This window comes from Streptomyces sp. GbtcB7 (genome assembly GCF_019091445.1).
In the GTDB taxonomy this organism is placed as follows: domain Bacteria; phylum Actinomycetota; class Actinomycetes; order Streptomycetales; family Streptomycetaceae; genus Streptomyces; species Streptomyces mirabilis.
This window is the reverse complement of record NZ_JAGXJM010000525.1, coordinates 1-243: the sequence shown is the minus strand read 5'-3', so window position 1 is coordinate 243 and position 243 is coordinate 1. Positions and strand designations below refer to the sequence as shown.

1 pseudogene is annotated in these 243 nt (G+C 77.4%); it reads left to right on the top strand.

Going from position 1 to position 243, the window contains the following annotated elements:
- Nucleotides 1–243: pseudogene (locus tag KVT44_RS59805) on the top strand (S9 family peptidase); the annotation flags it as partial.

The following is a 243-nucleotide window of genomic DNA, read 5'->3' as shown; positions in this document are numbered from 1 at the left end:
GGGCGCGCGGGGGGGGGGGCGGGGGGGGCGGGACCGTGCCGGGCCCCCCGGGGCCGGGCCGCCCGGGGGCCCAGGGGCAGGTGGCGCGGGGCGGAAAGCGGGGGGCGACTGTCCCGTCGTATGCAGAAAGTCCCCGGCCGTCCCCCCGCGTGACACACCCCGAGGGGGGCGCACGGAAAAACCCATGCGCCCTGCTTATGCTTACTGACTACGACGGTGTCACTCCCCCCCCCGTCCTCATGG